Source organism: Neisseria sp. P0021.S006, assembly GCF_051956895.1.
The window spans coordinates 1-15547 of the sequence record NZ_JBQCWZ010000044.1 but is presented as its reverse complement, the minus strand read 5'-3'; the positions used below and the strand labels follow the sequence as shown (position 1 = coordinate 15547).

Genomic DNA, 15547 nt, shown 5'->3' with positions numbered 1-15547 from the left:
TCAGCAAGTTAACCCCCTTGGCTGAAACCAACTTTCCGCCTCTGCTGTGTGAAAACGCAGCAGGGCGTTTGTTGCATTCAGACAGCCGACAAATTAAACAGGGTGACATTTTCGTTGCCTGTCAGGGCGAATATACAGACGGCCGCAGCTATATTCCTGCCGCCATTGCCAACGGTGCAACCTTTGTTTTTTGGGATGATGACGGCAAATTTACATGGAATCCCGAATGGAACGTTCCTAATCAAGGCATTAAAGATCTGAAACATCGCGCCGGTATGTTGGCGGCGCAGGTTTACGGTAATGTTTCAGACAGCCTTAAAGTTTGGGGCGTAACCGGTACCAACGGCAAAACCTCTATCACACAATGGCTGGCGCAAGCTGCCGATCTGTTGGGCGAAAAAACCGCCATTATCGGCACAGTCGGCAACGGCTTTTGGGGCACATTGGAAGAAACCACACATACCACACCTGCTCCTGTCGATGTCCAAACCCTGCTCTACCGCTTCCGCCAGCAAGGCGCAACAGCCGCCGCGATGGAAGTTTCCAGCCACGGCCTTGACCAATCGCGCGTCAACGGCGTGCCGTTTCGCAGCGCAATCTTTACCAATCTCACCCGCGACCATCTCGACTATCACGGCACCATGGAAGCCTATGGTGCCATCAAATCGCGCCTGTTCTACTGGCATGGTCTGCAACACGCCATCATCAATGTCGATGATGAATACGGTGCAGAACTCGCAGGCCGTCTGAAAAAAGACTGTCCCGATTTAGCCGTTTATGGCTATGGTTTCAGCGAGCAAGCCGATATCCGCATTACCGATTTCACCGCTTCTTCAGACGGCATGGAAGCCGTATTCCAAACACCATGGGGCGAAGGAAAATGCCGTACCCGTCTGCTCGGACGATTCAACGCGCAAAACCTCGCTGCCTGCATCGCCTTGCTTTGTGCCAACGGTTATCCGATTGATAAAGTATTGGAAGTACTGGCAAAAATCCGTCCCGCTTCAGGCCGCATGGATTGCATTATGAACAGCGGCAAACCTTTGGTCGTTGTCGATTATGCCCACACGCCGGATGCACTGGAAAAAGCACTCTCCACTTTGCAGGAAATCAAACCGCAGGGCGCGGCTTTGTGGTGCGTATTCGGCTGCGGCGGCAACCGAGACTGCGGCAAACGCCCATTGATGGGTGCGGCAGCAGTTCAGGGTGCCGATAAAGTAGTGGTTACCAGCGATAACCCGCGCTTGGAAAATCCTCAAGACATCATCAACGATATTTTGCCTGCTGTATCTAATCCTGAACGTGTCGAAGTTGATCGTGCCGTTGCCATCCGTTATGCGGTTGAGCAGGCTGCCGCTAACGACATCATTCTGATTGCTGGTAAAGGGCATGAAAACTATCAGGATGTACAAGGCGTGAAGCATCATTTCTCCGATTTTGAAATCGCAGAAAAAGCATTGGCAGAGCGCGGTTAAGCCATATCGCAAATGTTCAGACGGCCCGAAACCTTAAGGCCGTCTGAAAAAGATTTAAACATATACAATAAAAGCAATACGACACACGCATTACGGCACGTCAGCCATTAAACCCATCACAGTTGTTTGTTTCGGAAGACTTTTTAATAAGGCCGTCTGAACAACAAGGAGACCGATTTGATGCTGAAAATGCCGACAAAAACCTTATTAATCAGTGCAGCCGTAGTTTTATTTGCAGGCTGTACAACCAAACAACTTCCGCGTCCTACTGCCGAAATCGAGCAGTTGAGGGCGCAACAGCCTCCGGTCGAGCAAAGCCTGCCGAATCCCGTTAAAGGCAAGCGTTTTGACGACACTTGGGGCGCAGCGCGCAGTCAGGGGCGAAGGCATGAAGGTGTGGATATTTTTGCTAAGAAAAACACGCCGATACGCAGTACCACGCCCGGTATCGTCACCAAAATCGGGCGCAACCGATTGGGCGGTAAAGTTATCGGTATTCAAGGGCCGGGTGCGTGGCATTACTATGCCCACCTCAATAAATTTGCCCGTATCCGCCTGTATGAACGAGTAAAAGAAGGACAGGTCATCGGCTATGTCGGTAAAACCGGCAATGCCAGAACCACACCGGCCCACCTGCATTACGGTGTATATCTGCCGAACGGCGCGGTGAATCCGTATCCGCTGATTAATCAGAACAGATAGGCCGTCTGAACAAGATTTGAGAGTATGAACGCAAAGAAATTGGTTAAGGCAACGAATATCGTCGGTATGGTGGCAGTTGTGCTGCTGGTGTACTGGGTATTTGTTCTGATTCTATCCAATGTTTTCGGGCTTAAGGTGTTCCGCGAATACATTACGGAAATTTTCCTGATGAGTATTTTGGGGATTTTTGCCGTGATGGCGGGTGCCTTGATACTGAACATCATGCTGAATTTGACCCGTATTGCCGAGCGAGGACAAGAGGAAGAAAGCAAAGGTGGCCGAAAAACCTTATATTTGTTGTTGGCAGTATTTCCCGTTTTAGCAGCCCTGTTATTTGGCGGAAATTATCTGACTGTTCAGAAAAAACGTCAGATTTTGACTCAATCTCTAGAGCGTATCGTCAAGGATAATCCATCGCAAATCAATGCATTGGCAGATTATCGTTTTGATTTTGCGTATATTAAAAAAGCAGCGTTAATCCTTGAGCTGATGTCGAAGGAAGATTCTGCCTTTAAAGCAGCTACAGTGATTGTGCCGGATACGATCGGTAATAAACAGGTTTATTTGGCTTTCTCAGCTGATTCCCAGTTAAGTGGGATTGATGAGCAGGCACCCAATGCTCGGGGAGTAGGCGATGATAATGGTTTTGTCGTTACTCGGAATGGCAATAAAGAAACAATCAGCAAAACGCAATATCTTTATGCCCCAAATCTGAGCGAGCGTGAATACTTGCAGAGGGTATTTGCTGGACAAACAAATGAAATACGTTATGAGGCAAAAGATGGCAATTACAGCCTTTGCCACCCCTACCGCCAAAACGGTGAAACCATTGTATTGTGTTTTTCCGATTACCAGCAGTACGGGAAAATCGGCAGTTGATAAGAGAAAGTGATTTGTAGTATGAAAAGTTGGTTTTCCAATACATTTCCTGAATATAAAAAATTGCCCAAAAGCGGCAAATTTATGGCATGGCTGACTTTTGTGCAGGGCGTGGTTTGGTTGATTCTGGCATCAATTCAGAGTGTGCAAGGACTGATTAACAGCATAGCATGGGCTGTGTTTTTTGGGATTTTACTTTTCATTTTGGGTATGTTGGCGTTGTCTGCAGCATGGAATGCGTTTAAATTCCGTGAAGTCGGTTTTAAGAGAATGACATATGTGTACATGCCATGCTTATTGCAAATTGCTTTTGCAAGCGATGTATTTTCTTTTGTATTTTATATAGATAGTGTATTGAAACTATGGTTCAGCCTTACGGTAAATAAGCTTTCTGTCGGTGTAAATTTTGCCGCTATTCTTTTTATTGTGCTGGCAGGACGTAATTATCGTCATTTAAAAATGGTTTCCCAAAATACGGATAAAAATGTGGAACCGTTAGAACAAGTAGAACAAGGACAAGAAACACAATCATGAAACCACTAGACCTAAATTTCATCTGTCAAACGCTCGGCCTTCCGGTGCCGTCTGAAAATCAACCCGTTTCGCGTATTGTTACAGACAGCCGCGATATTCAGGAAGGCGACGTATTTTTCGCGCTTGCCGGAGAGCGCTTTGACGCGCATGACTTTGTTGAAGATGTTTTGGCAGCAGGGGCAACGGCAGTTGTGGTTTCGCGCGAAGATTGTGCGGCTTTGAAAGGCGCATTGAAGGTTGACGATACGCTTGCGGCTTTGCAAAAACTGGCGAAGGCGTGGCGTGAAAATGTGAATCCGTTTGTCTTTGGCATTACCGGCTCTTCCGGTAAAACGACGGTTAAAGAGATGTTGGCCTGCGTATTGCGTCATCGATTCGGTAATGAAGCTGTGTTGGCGACTGCCGGCAATTTTAACAATCATATCGGCCTGCCGCTGACTTTGTTGAAACTGAACGAAAAACACCGCTACTCCGTCATTGAAATGGGTATGAACCATTTTGGCGAATTGTCTTTGCTGACCCAAATTGCCGGTCCGAATGTTGCTCTGGTTAATAACGCTTTGCGCGCGCATGTCGGTTGCGGTTTTGATGGCGTCGGCGATATTGCTAAAGCAAAAAGTGAAATCTACGAAGGTTTGCTTTCAGACGGCATTGCGCTGATTCCGTGCGAAGATGCCAATATCGCTACATTTGAAGCTGCTACTGCGCAATTGAATGCTCAGACTTTCGGCGTTGCCAGTGGCGATGTCCATGCAGAAAATATTGAGTTGAAACCGTTGTCCTGCGAATTTGATTTGGTGCGTGGCAATGAACGTGTTGCCGTGGTGTTGCCAGTCCCCGGCCGTCACAATGTGCATAATGCCGTAGCGGCGGCTGCTCTGGCTTTGGCGGCAGGTTTGAGCCTTGCCGAAGTTTCAGACGGCCTGAAAAATTTCAGTAATATCAAAGGTCGTCTGAATATCAAGCAAGGCATTAAAGGCGCGACTTTGATTGACGATACTTATAATGCCAACCCCGACAGTATGAAAGCCGCCATTGATGTGCTCGCTGCTATGCCTGCGCCGCGTATTTTTGTGATGGGCGACATGGGCGAATTGGGTGAGGACGAAGCCGCCGCCATGCACGCCGAAGTTGGCGCGTATGCACGGGATAAAGGCATCGAGGCCGCATATTTTGTCGGCGACAACAGCGTTGAAGCAGCGGAAACGTTTGGCGCGGAAGGTTTGTGGTTTGCTGACAAAGATCCGCTGATTCAAGTGTTGAGCCACGATTTGCCTGAACGCGCTACTGTATTGGTCAAGGGATCACGCTTTATGAAGATGGAAGAAGTGGTCGAGGCACTGACGGATAAAGAGGTTGTCTGAAAATGGAACAGAAAAGGAAACGGCCTATACTGTTGCAGGTTATCGTTGGGATGATGGTAGTGGCAGCAGTTTTATGGCCGGTTGCAGTGTGGCAGTACATCAAAGATGTAGGATTTGAGACAATAAGCGAAGCATACGAAAGCACAAGAGGACGTTGGGGTTGGTTTGAATTTTGGTTAGGAAATTTTCATTTGCTTGTGCAAGTGATATTGATGCTGGTTAGTGCTGTTGGATTATGGAGAGGTAAGGATTGGGCGCGTAGGTTATGGCTGTATACTGTATATCGTCTACAATATGGTCGGTTATTTGGTTTCCCCTAGAATCGGGTTTCCATTGTTGGATGTCATTATTCGCGCTGCAATTTGTTACAGCTTGTTTTGCTTACATCCCAAGGATTATTTTCAGACCCAAGAAAATAAAACTTAAGAAGGCCGTCTGAAATATGAAAAAGATTTTACTATTGACTGGTTTGCTGATTGCCGCGTTTTATGCCGGAATGAAAGTACAGGCATTTATCTATGAAGATACCTGCTTGGATTTAGGCGGCGGAAAGAATCCCGGAAACTATCCGATTTGCGTGGTAGAGAAATAATCTTACTCAATAAGGCCGTCTGAAATTTCAGACGGCATACCGATTTATTTTTAATTGGGCAATAAGCCCACTGTAACAACAAAAACAAAAAAGGAAGCCCCATGTTTTTATGGCTCGCACATTTCAGTAACTGGTTAACCGGCCTGAATATTTTTCAATACACCACATTCCGTGCCGTGATGGCTGCGCTGACTGCTTTGGCGTTTTCTCTATTGCTTGGTCCGTGGACCATCCGCAAGCTGACTGCGCTTAAAGTCGGCCAAGCCGTCCGTACTGACGGCCCTCAAACCCACCTGATCAAAAACGGTACGCCAACCATGGGCGGCTCGCTGATTTTGACCGCTATTACCGTGTCCACAATTTTGTGGGGCAACTGGGCAAATCCTTATATCTGGATTCTCTTAGGCGTCTTGCTTGCTACCGGCGCACTCGGTTTTTACGACGACTGGCGTAAAGTGGTTTATAAAGACCCTAACGGCGTGTCTGCCAAATTCAAAATGGTGTGGCAGTCCAGCGTTGCCATCATCGCCGGTTTGGCGTTGTTCTACCTTGCGACAAATTCTGCCAACAATATCCTGATTGTTCCCTTCTTCAAACAAGTTGCCTTGCCGCTTGGCGTAGTTGGCTTCTTGGTATTGTCCTACCTGACCATCGTCGGCACATCCAATGCCGTTAACCTGACCGACGGATTGGACGGCTTAGCCGCATTCCCCGTTGTACTTGTCGCCGCCGGTCTTGCTATCTTTGCCTATGCCAGCGGCCACTCCCAATTTGCCCAATACCTGCAATTGCCTTACGTTGCCGGCGCAAACGAAGTGGTGATTTTCTGTACCGCCATGTGTGGTGCGTGTCTCGGCTTTTTGTGGTTTAACGCCTATCCGGCACAAGTCTTTATGGGCGACGTCGGCGCGCTCGCGCTTGGTGCGGCGCTCGGTACCGTTGCCGTCATCATCCGCCAAGAATTTGTCCTCGTCATCATGGGCGGCCTGTTTGTTGTTGAAGCCATTTCCGTTATGTTGCAAGTCGGTTGGTACAAACGAACCAAAAAACGCATCTTTCTGATGGCGCCGATTCATCACCATTACGAACAAAAAGGCTGGAAAGAAACCCAAGTCGTTGTCCGCTTCTGGATTATCACCATCGTCTTGGTGCTGATTGGTTTAAGTACCCTCAAAATCCGCTAAATCTCCAAAGGCCGTCTGAAAGTTTCAGACGGCCATTATGTAAGGTAAGCATGCTTGCCTGAATCCTACGTCCCAAAATAAATCCCGCAATAATCCACACAGAAAGTCTCCAAACATGTACCAATCTTTCGGCGGCGCAACCGGCATCCGCACCCTGACCGACCGTTTCTACGACTTAATGGAACTTGAGCCGAAATACCAAGCCTTACGCCAAATGCACGGCGAAGACATGACCCTGATACGCGAAAAGCTCTACGAATTTTTCAGCGGCTGGCTCGGCGGTCCACAACTCTTTGTCGAAAAATACGGCCATCCCCAACTGCGTGCCCGCCATATGCCTTTTGCCGTCAACGTACAAGTCCGCAACGAATGGATCGCCTGCTTTGCCCAAGCCATGAGCGAACTGGACATCGATAAAGCACTTGCCGAGCCGGTTTTAATCCAAGTTTTTGCCATGGCAGATTGGTGTCGTAACCAAAACGAAGACGGTATCGAACCGCCTATGCCGCCAATGGCGGTTGACCCATGGGTGCGCACACCGGAATTGCAGCAGATTTTGAGTAGCTACGGTGTAAACAGATTTTTTGAGGAATTTTCAGATTAAGTCTGTTTGAAAATGCTGCTATGACATTAAAGAATATAAGAGAGAATGTAAAATGAAAAATTGGTTAAGAAAAATAGCAGTTGCTTTGTTTGGATTCGGACAGATGGCTAATACAAGTGATATCCCAAATTTTGCAGAAACAGAGCAAGAAGCCAAACAAGGGAATGCTGCATCCCAATTTAATTTAGGTTTGATGTATTACTTGGGGAAAGGGGCTACCAAAGATTATAAACAGGCAGAACATTGGTTCCGTAGAGCGGCAGAACAGGGGGATGTTGAAGCGCAGAGCAATCTAGGGGGATTATATTATAAGGGACAAGGTGTTGCTCAAGATTATGAGTAAGCCAAATATTGGTTTCAAAAAGCTGCTGCACAAGGCTTTGCTAAAGCTCAGTATGATTTAGGAACAATCTATTTTTTTGGTAAAGGCATTGAACAAGATTATGATCAAGCAGCTCAATGGTATGAAAAGGCGGCAGAACAAGGGTATCTTGATGCCCAATACAATTTAGCCATTATGTATGATAACGGATTAGGTGTCGGTAAAGCTCCTGAGAAGGCGTTCCAATGGTATCGAAAGGCGGCGGAGCAGGGAGATAATCAAGCACAATATACTGTGGCTACAAGGTATATGCATGGTTTAGGCGTGCAAAAAGATTTTAAACAGGCGGTGCTATGGCTACATCGTGCAGCAGATCAAGAAAATATCAAAGCTCAATCAGATCTTGGCGTGGCTTATCATAATGGATTCGGTGTTCGTCAAGATGATAAGCAGGCCTTATATTGGTATCGTAAAGCAGCGGAGCAAGGAAGTTCTGAGGCCCAATACAATTTAGGTGTAATGTATCTAAAAGGGCAAGGTGTACGTCAAAGTAAAATAGTTGCTAAAGAATGGTTTAAGAAGGCTTGTGCTAATGGAGACAAGCAAAGTTGTGATGCTTATCAAAAATTGGATTAGGCAGGATATTAAATTTTGCTAAGGGCCGTCTGAAAAACTAGGATAAAACAGAAATAATAATTTGAATGTAATGGATTTTAAAATGAAGGTTTCGGTGAAAAAAATAATAATGGGTGTGATGGCTTGCTTTGGGTTAGGGCAGGCAGCTTTAGCTGAAAGTATTCCGGATTTTAAGAATATGCTGAGAGCTGCGGAGCAAGGAGATCCAGAAGCTCAATTAAGTATTGGAGCAATGTATGCGAATGGACAGGGTATTAGTCAAGACAACAGGCTAGCAGTGCAGTGGTTTCGTAAGGCAGCAGAGCAAGAGAATGCTAAAGCTCAATTTAACTTGGGTGTAATGTATCAGCTGGGGCAAGGTGTTGGTCAAGATTATGTACAGGCGGCAGAATGGTATCGTAAGGCTGCCGAACAGGGTGATACTGGAGCTCAAAATAATTTGGGTATGTTGTATCAAAATGGGCAAGGTGTTAGTCAAGACTATGCTCAGGCTGCGGAATGGTTTTATAGGGCTGCGAATCAGGAAAATACAGATGCTCAGTTAAATTTGGGTATGCTGTATGCTAATGGGCAAGGTGTTGGCAAAGACTATGAGAAGGCGTTGAAATGGTTTCGTAGAGCGGCTGGTCATGGAGATGCCATAGGTCAGTATAATTTAGGTGTGGCATATGCTAACGGGGAAGGAGTGCATCAGGATTACATACAGGCTATAGGATGGTATCGTAAAGCTGCGGAACAAGGGAATGTAGATGCACAATATAATTTAGGCGATATGTATGCGAGTGGGGAAGGTGTACGTCAAGATTATGTAGAGGCGATTAAGTGGTACAGAAAGGCAGCAGAGCAGGGAGATGCTCAAGCTCAATTTAATTTGGGCATGATGTACCTTCAAGGGCAAGGAGTCCGTCAAGACAATGCACAGGCAGTGCAGTGGTTTGGCAGGGCGGCAGAACAAGGGCATGCTAAAGCCCAATATAATTTGGGTGTAATGTATGCCAATGGGCAAGGAATTCGTCAAGATGATGTACAGGCGGTGAGGTGGTATCACAAGGCTGCAGAACAAGGTGTTGCTCAAGCGCAATTCAATTTGGGTATAATGTATGATCAAGGGCAAGGAGTTCGTCAAGATGATGCACAGGCAGTGCATTGGTATCGTAAGGCGGCAGAGCAAGGATATGCAGAAGCCCAATATAATTTTGGTGTGATGTATGCCAACGGAGAAGGTGTTCGTCAGAATTATAAGATTGCCAAAGATTGGTTTGGTAAGGCTTGTGATAATGGATTGCAACGAGGTTGCGATGCTTACCGAGAATTGAATCAGAAAGGATATTGAATCCTTATTCAAAGGCCGTCTGAAAAACTTAGGACAAAACCAAAATGACTTTTCAAAATAAAAAAATCCTCGTCGCCGGACTAGGCGGCACGGGCATTTCTATGATTGCCTACCTGCGCAAAAACGGCGCGGAGGTTGCCGCGTATGATGCGGAGCTGAAACCGGAGCGCGTGTCGCAAATCGGTAAGATGTTTGACGGGCTGGTGTTTTATACGGGCCGTCTGAAAGATGCGTTGGATAATGGTTTCGATATTTTGGCGCTCAGTCCCGGCATCAGCGAGCGTCAGCCAGATATCGAGGCGTTCAAGCAAAACGGTGGGCGCGTGTTGGGCGATATCGAATTGCTGGCGGGCATTGTGAACCGCCGCGGCGACAAGGTGATTGCGATTACCGGCAGCAACGGCAAAACGACGGTAACGAGCTTGGTCGGCTATCTCTGCATCAAGTGCGGGCTGGATACTGTCATCGCGGGCAATATCGGCACGCCGGTTTTGGAAGCGGAATTGCAGCGCGAAGGCAAAAAGGCGGACGTGTGGGTGTTGGAGCTTTCCAGCTTCCAACTGGAAAACACTGAAAGCCTGCGCCCGACTGCGGCGACGGTGCTGAACATTTCCGAAGACCATCTCGACCGCTACGACGACTTGCTCGACTACGCGCATACCAAAGCCAAGATTTTCCGTGGCGATGGCGTGCAGGTTTTAAATTCAGACGACGTGTTCTGCCGCGCCATGAAGCGTGCCGGGCGCGAGGTGAAATGGTTTTCATTGGAGCACCAAGCCGATTTTTGGTTGGAACGCGAGACAGGCCGACTGAAACAAGGCAATGAAGATTTGATTGCCACGCAAGACATTCCGTTGCAAGGTTTGCACAACGCCGCCAATGTGATGGCTGCCGTAGCTTTGTGTGAGGCTATCGGTTTGCCGCGAAATGAATTGCTCGAACACGTTAAAACCTTCCAAGGCCTGCCGCACCGCGTGGAAAAAATCGGCGAGAAAAACGGCGTGGTGTTTATCGACGACAGCAAAGGCACGAATGTCGGCGCGACCGCCGCCGCGATTGCCGGTTTGCAAAATCCGCTCTTCGTGATTTTGGGCGGCATGGGCAAAGGGCAGGACTTCACGCCCCTGCGCGATGCGCTTGCCGGCAAGGCAAAAGGTGTGTTCTTGATTGGTGTCGATGCGCCGCAAATCCGCCGCGATTTGGACGGCTGCGGCTTGAATATGACCGACTGCGCCACTTTGGAAGAAGCCGTTCAAACGGCATACGCCCAAGCCGAAGCGGGCGATATCGTGTTGCTCAGCCCGGCTTGTGCGAGCTTTGATATGTTTAAAGGCTATGCGCACCGTTCGGAAGTGTTTATTGAAGCGTTTAAGGCTTTGTAAGGCCGTCTGAAAGATGAAAAGAGGGTTGGTTTTACCGTAAACCTTGTGTGTCATTGTCTCAAAGGTCGTCTGAAAACGTTAAGGCAGTTTCAGACGACCTTTTTGCAGCAACGGTAAACTTGTTCCTTGCCTTTATCCGGTGTTACTGTTTCTTAAAATTTGCCTATGCGGGCAAACGGCGAGGCGGCGGGCAGCTATGCCTGACCGACAAAACGTGTGTTTATCAATCCGAAAGGAAAACCCATGAATTTTCAAGACTACATCCGTTACGATGCCGTCGGTTTGGCAGAGCTGATCCGTAAAAAAGAAGTCTCCGCCGATGAAGTGTTGCAGGCTGCTTTAAACCGCTTGGATGAAGTCAATCCCAAGCTCAATCTGTTGGCGCACGATTTGCGCGAACGCGCGGCGGCGTGGCAGGGGTCGTCTGAAAATGCCGATACGCCGCTGGCGGGCGTACCGTTTTTGCTCAAAGACTTGCTGGCGGATTGGGAAGGCGCGCCGACATGGTCGGGTTCGCGTATGATGCAGCATTACATTGCCAAACAAAACAGCGATTTGACCCAAGCCTATCTCGATGCGGGGCTGCGCGTGTTCGGCAAAACCACTACGCCCGAATGGGGCGCGTATCCCGTTACCGAAACCGAAATTTACGGCATCACGCGCAATCCGTGGCATTTGGATTACACCGCGGGCGGCAGCAGCGGAGGCGCGGCGGCGGCAGTGGCTTCGGGCGTCGTACCCGCAGCGCACGGCAGCGACGGTGGCGGCTCCATTCGCTTACCCGCGCACAACTGCGGCGTGTTCGGGCTGAAACCCACGCGCGGCCGCAGCAGTTACGCGCCGAACGCATCGGAGGCATGGCAAGGTTTGGTATGCGACCATGTGTTGACCCGCAGTGTACGCGACAGCGCGGTTTTGCTGGACATCGCCGCCCAAACCCAAGCCCGCGCCCTGTATGCTTGCCCGCCGCTGCCCGAAAACGGTTTTGCAGGCAGCCTGAAACAAGAAACAGGTCGTCTGAAAATAGCTTTTTGGAAACAGGCATGGTTTGGCGGTGGCAACGACGAAGGCACGGAAGCCGCGTTCGCCCATAGTTTGAAACTGATGCAAGACGCGGGACACAAATTGGAAGAAGCCACGCCCGATTTTGCGCCGCCTGAACAGCTCAACCGAGCCGCCCGCATCATCGTCATGGGCGAAACGGCAAAACTGTTCTACCAATATCAATACGAAACCGGACAAAAACTGCCGCACTGCCTGCTTGAGCCGACAACGTGGGCAATGATTGTGCAGGGTCGGCAAATCAGTGCGGGCGAAATGGCATGGGCGCGCGACGTGATGCTGGCGCAGGAACGTGCCGCCAAAGCATTTTTCACACGCTACGACGTGTTGATGACGCCCGTCTGCCCGCGCACCACGCCGAAAATCGGCGAAATGATGCCGCCGCCCGCCGCACAAAAAGCCATGCGCCTGCTGTTCGGCACGCTGCGCTTGGGTTTTCTGTTGAAAAACAACCCGTTTTTAGAAAAAGAAGCCGCCACGACGCTGCAATACGTCGGTTATACGTCGCCGCTGAACATGAGCGGCAACCCCGCCATGAGCGTGCCGCTTTACCGGCATAACGGGCTGCCTGTCGGTACCCAGTTCGCCGCCGCACACGGGCGCGAAGACACGCTGCTTAGCCTCGCCGCGCAGTTGGAACAGATACAGCCGTGGGCGGAAATACCGCAGTTGGCGTAGGGTTTGCATGGGATAAAAAGTAGCCTATTTCCTGAAGAAAAGATTTATACAAGGCTATCTGAAAACATAAAAGCGATTTCAGACGACCTTTTGCCGATATCAAAGGGTAGGGGAGGGCGCAAAGAACGTCAGAATCCGACATCTTTAAAGAATCTGAATTGTTGGTTTGGAAATAAACCTTTAAAATAACGTTAATTCATTTTTTCAGACGGCCTCTTGCCCATTTGCAGGCCGTCTGAATATTTTATTCAAGCCGTTACGGATGTTTTCATGATTAGTCTTTCCAAAATGCTTGACCGGCCGATTGCGCGCGATGGTCGGAAGTTTGATGTTTCTCTCTTGTGGATGGTCGTCTTAATGACGGTCTTCAGCCTGATTATGATTTATTCGGCTTCTATTGCGTATGCAGCATCGGAAGGGGGCAGCCAGTTTTCTTTTGTGTCCAAACAGGCAATGTTTATCCTGTTTACAGTGGCTATATGCTTGCCGCTTTTCCTGCTGAAGATGAGTTTCTGGCGGCGGATTATTCCGTTTTATTTTGCTGTTTCAGGTTTGCTGTTGTTGCTGGTTTTGTTTGTCGGCCGTGAGATTAATGGCGCGACGCGCTGGATTCATATCGGGCCGCTCAACTTGCAACCGACTGAATTTTTCAAATTGGCAACGGTTTTGTATTTGTCCAGCCTGTTTACGCGCCGTGAAGAAATGTTGCGCGATTTGGATTCTTTGGGTTGGTCGTCTTTGTTTACCGGTATTGGCGATTTGGTGTGCAGCCCTTTTAAAAGTGACGCGTGGGTAAGGGTAAAGGAACGCTTCCGCAAGTTTAAGACTTTGATTCTGCCGATTATGTTGGTGGCGGTCGGTTTGGTTTTGATTATGGGTCAGCCGGACTTTGGCTCGTTTGTCGTGATTGTCGTGATTACCATGGGTATGCTGTTTTTGGCAGGTTTTCCGTGGAAGTATTTTGCCGTATTGGTGGCGACCGTTGTGAGCGGTATGGGCTTGTTGATTTTGGCCGCACCTTACCGTATGGCGCGTGTGGCGGCGTTTTTGGACCCTTGGAGCGATCCTTTGGGTAAAGGCTATCAGCTGACGCATTCCTTGATGGCGATTGCGCGCGGCGGCTGGTTTGGCGAGGGCTTGGGTGCAAGTTTGGAAAAACGTTTCTACCTGCCTGAAGCGCATACGGACTTTATTTTTGCCGTTATCGGTGAAGAATTTGGCTTTGTCGGGATGCTGGTTTTGGTGTTCTGCTACGGCTGGCTGGTGTGGCGCGCGTTTTCCATCGGCAAGCAGGCGCGTGATTCGGGCTTGATGTTCAGCGCGTATATTGCCAACGGTATCGGTATTTGGATTGGTATTCAAAGTTTCTTCAATATCGGTGTAAACATCGGTATCCTGCCTACTAAAGGTCTGACTTTGCCGTTTATGTCTTACGGCGGTTCGGCTGTCTTTATCATGCTGGTGTGCGTTACTTTGTTATTGCGCATTGATTATGAAAACCGCCAAAAAATGCGCGGTTATTCGGTGGAGTAAAACCATGAGCGGTAAAACTTTTATGCTGATGGCCGGCGGTACGGGCGGCCATATTTTCCCTGCATTGGCGGTTGCCGAGTCGCTGCAAAAGCACGGCCATCATGTGATTTGGCTGGGCAGTCAGGATTCGATGGAAGAGCGTATCGTGCCGCAATACGGCATACGCTTGGAAACGCTGGCCATTAAAGGTATTCGTGGCAACGGTATTAAGCGCAAGCTGATGTTGCCGTTTACGCTGTATAAAACCGTCCGTGCGGCGCAGCAGATTATTAAGAAACACCGTGTCGAGTGTGTTATCGGTTTTGGCGGTTTCGTTACCTTCCCCGGCGGTTTGGCGGCAAAACTGTGCGGTGTGCCGATTGTGATTCACGAGCAAAATGCCGTGGCAGGTTTGTCCAACCGCCAACTGTCGCGCTGGGCGAAACGGGTGTTATACGCTTTCCCGAAAGCGTTCAGTCACGAAGGCGGTTTGGTCGGCAACCCCGTCCGCGCGGATATTGCCAACCTGCCTGAGCCTGCCGAACGCTTCCAAGGGCGTGAAGGTCGTCTGAAAATCTTGGTGGTCGGCGGCAGTTTGGGTGCGGATGTGTTGAACAAAACCGTTCCGCAAGCTTTGGCATTATTGCCTGAGGCTGCCCGTCCGCAAATGTATCATCAGTCCGGCCGCAATAAATTGGGTAACCTGCAGGCGGATTATGATGCATTGGGTGTGCAAGCCGAGTGCGTTGAATTTATTACCGATATGGTATCTGCCTACCGCGATGCCGATTTGGTGATTTGCCGTGCCGGCGCGCTGACGATTGCCGAGTTGACGGCTGCAGGTTTGGGTGCATTGCTGGTGCCATATCCGCACGCAGTGGACGATCATCAAACAGCCAATGCGCGCTTTATGGTGCAGGCCGAAGCTGGTTTGCTGCTGCCGCAAACCCAACTGACGGCAGAAAAACTGGCCGAAATCCTCGGCGGATTAAACCGTGAAAAATGCCTGAAATGGGCGAAAAATGCCCGTACGCTGGCGTTGCCGCACAGCGCGGACGATGTGGTGGAAGTTGCCATCTCTTGTACCGAATAAGCAGGCAGACTTCGATTCAAGGCCGTCTGAAAAGTTGATTAACGGCGTTTCAGACGGCCTTTATTGCTTTTGTTAAAATTCCTTTACAATAAAAGCATAGCGCAGAAGCGGATAGCCCTTTAAAATAACGCCTTTACGCACTAAAAACCAACCGGAACGCAACGTTATGATGAAAAATCGAGTGACCAACATCCA

General features: G+C 49.1%; 14 protein-coding genes and 1 pseudogene. All 15 read left to right on the top strand.

Annotated features, from left to right (window positions below):
• Positions 1-1475, top strand: a 1475-nt coding sequence (locus tag ACTHUM_RS09290; RefSeq protein ID WP_440402830.1) for a UDP-N-acetylmuramoyl-L-alanyl-D-glutamate--2,6-diaminopimelate ligase, incomplete at its 5' end; no start/stop codon positions are given.
• 180 nt (positions 1476-1655) lie between these two features.
• Complete coding sequence (locus tag ACTHUM_RS09285) at positions 1656-2177, top strand: M23 family metallopeptidase (protein WP_049335339.1); 522 nt, start codon at positions 1656-1658, stop codon at positions 2175-2177.
• 24 nt (positions 2178-2201) lie between these two features.
• Positions 2202-3056, top strand: coding sequence for a hypothetical protein (locus ACTHUM_RS09280; protein WP_004518892.1), 855 nt, complete (start codon positions 2202-2204; stop codon positions 3054-3056).
• Between the two features lie 21 nt (positions 3057-3077).
• Positions 3078-3590: a hypothetical protein gene (locus ACTHUM_RS09275; RefSeq protein WP_004518891.1), complete on the top strand. Its 513-nt coding sequence runs from the start codon at positions 3078-3080 to the stop codon at positions 3588-3590.
• Positions 3587-4954 carry a UDP-N-acetylmuramoyl-tripeptide--D-alanyl-D-alanine ligase gene (locus ACTHUM_RS09270; protein ID WP_004518890.1) on the top strand — a complete coding sequence of 456 codons (1368 nt, stop codon included), beginning with the start codon at positions 3587-3589 and terminating at the stop codon, positions 4952-4954. Before ACTHUM_RS09275 ends, ACTHUM_RS09270 begins: the two co-directional genes overlap by 4 nt.
• 442 nt (positions 4955-5396) lie before the next feature.
• Positions 5397-5546, top strand: coding sequence for a hypothetical protein (locus ACTHUM_RS09265; RefSeq protein ID WP_049335337.1), 150 nt, complete (start codon positions 5397-5399; stop codon positions 5544-5546).
• Between the two features lie 101 nt (positions 5547-5647).
• On the top strand, positions 5648-6730 hold the full coding sequence (gene mraY / locus ACTHUM_RS09260; RefSeq protein ID WP_004518887.1) for a phospho-N-acetylmuramoyl-pentapeptide-transferase: 1083 nt from the start codon (positions 5648-5650) through the stop codon (positions 6728-6730).
• A 115-nt stretch (positions 6731-6845) separates the two neighbouring features.
• Positions 6846-7334, top strand: a complete 489-nt coding sequence (locus tag ACTHUM_RS09255; protein ID WP_004518885.1) for a group II truncated hemoglobin — start codon at positions 6846-6848, stop codon at positions 7332-7334.
• A 52-nt stretch (positions 7335-7386) separates the two neighbouring features.
• Positions 7387-8025 (top strand): annotated as a pseudogene (locus ACTHUM_RS09250) (tetratricopeptide repeat protein); the annotation flags it as partial.
• Positions 8005-8292 (top strand): tetratricopeptide repeat protein, encoded by a 288-nt coding sequence (locus ACTHUM_RS09245; RefSeq protein WP_440402831.1) that lies wholly within the window; start codon positions 8005-8007, stop codon positions 8290-8292. The pseudogene ACTHUM_RS09250 and the gene ACTHUM_RS09245, both read left to right, overlap by 21 nt.
• 70 nt (positions 8293-8362) lie before the next feature.
• Positions 8363-9625, top strand: coding sequence for a tetratricopeptide repeat protein (locus ACTHUM_RS09240; RefSeq protein WP_004518882.1), 1263 nt, complete (start codon positions 8363-8365; stop codon positions 9623-9625).
• Between the two features lie 44 nt (positions 9626-9669).
• On the top strand, positions 9670-11007 hold the full coding sequence (murD, locus tag ACTHUM_RS09235) for a UDP-N-acetylmuramoyl-L-alanine--D-glutamate ligase (RefSeq protein WP_070695287.1): 1338 nt from the start codon (positions 9670-9672) through the stop codon (positions 11005-11007).
• A gap of 243 nt (positions 11008-11250) precedes the next feature.
• Positions 11251-12747: an amidase gene (locus tag ACTHUM_RS09230; RefSeq protein WP_049335331.1), complete on the top strand. Its 1497-nt coding sequence runs from the start codon at positions 11251-11253 to the stop codon at positions 12745-12747.
• A 270-nt stretch (positions 12748-13017) separates the two neighbouring features.
• Positions 13018-14280: an FtsW/RodA/SpoVE family cell cycle protein gene (locus tag ACTHUM_RS09225; protein ID WP_049335329.1), complete on the top strand. Its 1263-nt coding sequence runs from the start codon at positions 13018-13020 to the stop codon at positions 14278-14280.
• A gap of 4 nt (positions 14281-14284) precedes the next feature.
• Positions 14285-15352: an undecaprenyldiphospho-muramoylpentapeptide beta-N-acetylglucosaminyltransferase gene (gene murG, locus ACTHUM_RS09220; RefSeq protein ID WP_049335327.1), complete on the top strand. Its 1068-nt coding sequence runs from the start codon at positions 14285-14287 to the stop codon at positions 15350-15352.
• Positions 15353-15547: the final 195 nt, after the last annotated feature.

Bases quoted from the DNA above. Each gene is read 5' to 3' on its own strand.
- ACTHUM_RS09275 (WP_004518891.1), top strand. From the start codon at position 3,078: ATGAAAAGTTGGTTTTCCAATACATTTCCTGAATATAAAAAATTGCCC.
- ACTHUM_RS09255 (WP_004518885.1), top strand. From the start codon at position 6,846: ATGTACCAATCTTTCGGCGGCGCAACCGGCATCCGCACCCTGACCGAC.
- mraY (WP_004518887.1), top strand. From the start codon at position 5,648: ATGTTTTTATGGCTCGCACATTTCAGTAACTGGTTAACCGGCCTGAAT.
- ACTHUM_RS09230 (WP_049335331.1), top strand. From the start codon at position 11,251: ATGAATTTTCAAGACTACATCCGTTACGATGCCGTCGGTTTGGCAGAG.
- ACTHUM_RS09265 (WP_049335337.1), top strand. From the start codon at position 5,397: ATGAAAAAGATTTTACTATTGACTGGTTTGCTGATTGCCGCGTTTTAT.
- ACTHUM_RS09270 (WP_004518890.1), top strand. From the start codon at position 3,587: ATGAAACCACTAGACCTAAATTTCATCTGTCAAACGCTCGGCCTTCCG.
- ACTHUM_RS09280 (WP_004518892.1), top strand. From the start codon at position 2,202: ATGAACGCAAAGAAATTGGTTAAGGCAACGAATATCGTCGGTATGGTG.
- ACTHUM_RS09285 (WP_049335339.1), top strand. From the start codon at position 1,656: ATGCTGAAAATGCCGACAAAAACCTTATTAATCAGTGCAGCCGTAGTT.
- ACTHUM_RS09225 (WP_049335329.1), top strand. From the start codon at position 13,018: ATGATTAGTCTTTCCAAAATGCTTGACCGGCCGATTGCGCGCGATGGT.
- murD (WP_070695287.1), top strand. From the start codon at position 9,670: ATGACTTTTCAAAATAAAAAAATCCTCGTCGCCGGACTAGGCGGCACG.
- murG (WP_049335327.1), top strand. From the start codon at position 14,285: ATGAGCGGTAAAACTTTTATGCTGATGGCCGGCGGTACGGGCGGCCAT.
- ACTHUM_RS09240 (WP_004518882.1), top strand. From the start codon at position 8,363: ATGGATTTTAAAATGAAGGTTTCGGTGAAAAAAATAATAATGGGTGTG.